Genomic DNA, 1,768 nt, shown 5'->3' on the forward strand with positions numbered 1-1,768 from the left:
GGATCTCGTTCAACCGGCCCGTCTGCCGCCTGGAACAGGCGTGCCTCGATCCGCTGCTGCGTCGCGTTCGATTCGCTCAAACGTTGCGAGGCGTCCCACCACCTCTGCCAGGCAGCGGCCGCGGGATCGTCGCCGCAACGGCGAAACCCTGGATTCTGATGGGTCGCAACCTCTGGATATGTGGGTAAAGACGCCGCTATGAGGGAATGAAGTTCTCCTCGCGTGACCGTAGACAAAGTTCTGCTATTGTCGGAATCAGCCATGATCCGAGCTCCCGTAAGCTTGGTTGTGGTCAGGCTGCATTCGGTGTTCGCGCACCGGATGTAGCCGTCAGTTCCCTTAATTCAACAATCGAGGCGAACTGCAGTCTGAAGTAACGCTTAGGTAGCACACGAGTCCGCCTTGATCAATTCGAAATCACCTGATGTCACTGAAATCACTGGCGCGCAGATACGTGCCGCGCGAGCACTCCTCCGTTGGAGCGCAAAAGAGCTTGCAAAAGCGGCCGGGATTGGCGTTGCAACCGTAAGCCGTGCGGAAGTAGAGGACGGAAGGACATCACTCACGAGCGCCAACTTGACGGCTATTCGACGGGCTTGCGAGACGGCTGGCATCGAGTTTATCGAAGAAAATGGCGGCGGGGTGGGAGTTCGTTTCAAAAGGTAGTCACCGAAACGGCACGCACACGCACCGCGCGCCGCAGGACGAGCCGCCAACGAACGATGGTAGCCGCTCCGTTCATTTCTACGCGCCCAATCGTTTGAGGGGACTACGAATTTTCACAGCCTCTGTCATCAATACACGGTCTGTGAATTCGAACGCTCGTACGATAGGTCTCTTACTGCCCACGCAAGAGGGGGGCCTTTTTCATTAGAGCGCCTATGCCGTCGAGCGTCAGCCCAGTCATACTGCGACATGCCGGCCCTGTAGACTTCGGCAACAGCCTGGGTCGCAACCAGCTTCGCTCAGGTGAGCGACCTAATCACCCAAATCAGTAGTGCGGCTGTGATCAGCAGCACTACGATCGCCACCATCCGGACAGCCTTTTCAATCATCGTATCGCTCCTAAAGGAACCTCGATGCGCCCGCACCGCTTCGCATACATTGATGCTCGTCGAAAAACGTAACGTGGTAATTGCCGAACGACGCGTCTTACTCCCGTTCAGCCAGGATAACGCGCAGCGCCCGAATGACGTCCGCTGCATCGATCAAGGTATCCCTGATTTCTTCAATGGATAAATCTCGCACGCGGGCAGAGGCTATTCCCAGGTCGATCACCACATCGTTCGCGCCCCCGTTAGCCACAAGGCCAGCCCGCTCGCGCATATCACGGATCGTATCGACCGATCGATCGAGGAGCCGGCTTACTTCGAAAGGCGTTAGCCTCTCGATTTCGTTGGCAGCTCTGATCAGTTCGGAGATGAAAGCGGTTGTTTGGGACATTCGGACCTGAAAAACTATAGTCACTGCACTTGGAAGCGCGTCTGTTTTTACACGTCCACTCTTCCCTTGAAAGCTTGTCGCAAATCGGCACGGCTTTTTGAGGCTGGCGCCATTCTCGGCATAGGCCGCACGTACAGCGATTGTTCTTGATGGCCAAATAAGAAACCCCGCCAGTGGGGCAGGGGGATCGCATCCAGTGAGTTACTGGGGAAATCTGCATCTCATTAGAGAACGCTATTGAGTGCACGGCCCGGAAGGGAAGGTCTGTTTGTAAGCGCGGAATTCCCCGCACCTGTTCATAGACGTGGCAGTGAGGGAGTCTGTG

Annotated in this window: 2 protein-coding genes and 1 pseudogene; 1 reads left to right on the plus strand and 2 read right to left on the minus strand. The window is 56.3% G+C overall.

The window, feature by feature from the left end; translation table 11 throughout:
- Positions 1-263, minus strand: a pseudogene (locus I8N66_RS37250) (hypothetical protein); the annotation flags it as partial.
- A 139-nt stretch (positions 264-402) separates the two neighbouring features.
- Here I8N66_RS37250 and I8N66_RS37255 point away from each other — a divergent pair.
- Positions 403-666 carry a helix-turn-helix domain-containing protein gene (locus tag I8N66_RS37255; RefSeq protein ID WP_291165567.1) on the plus strand — a complete coding sequence of 88 codons (264 nt, stop codon included), beginning with the start codon at positions 403-405 and terminating at the stop codon, positions 664-666.
- Positions 667-1,152: 486 nt separating this feature from the next.
- Here I8N66_RS37255 and I8N66_RS37260 read toward each other — a convergent pair whose 3' ends face one another.
- The gene (locus I8N66_RS37260) at positions 1,153-1,443 is read right to left on the minus strand and encodes a hypothetical protein (protein WP_291165569.1); all 291 of its coding nucleotides are present in this window, start codon (positions 1,441-1,443) and stop codon (positions 1,153-1,155) included.
- Positions 1,444-1,768 lie beyond the last annotated feature (325 nt).

This window comes from Ensifer sp. SSB1 (genome assembly GCF_016652895.1).
Classification (GTDB): domain Bacteria; phylum Pseudomonadota; class Alphaproteobacteria; order Rhizobiales; family Rhizobiaceae; genus Ensifer.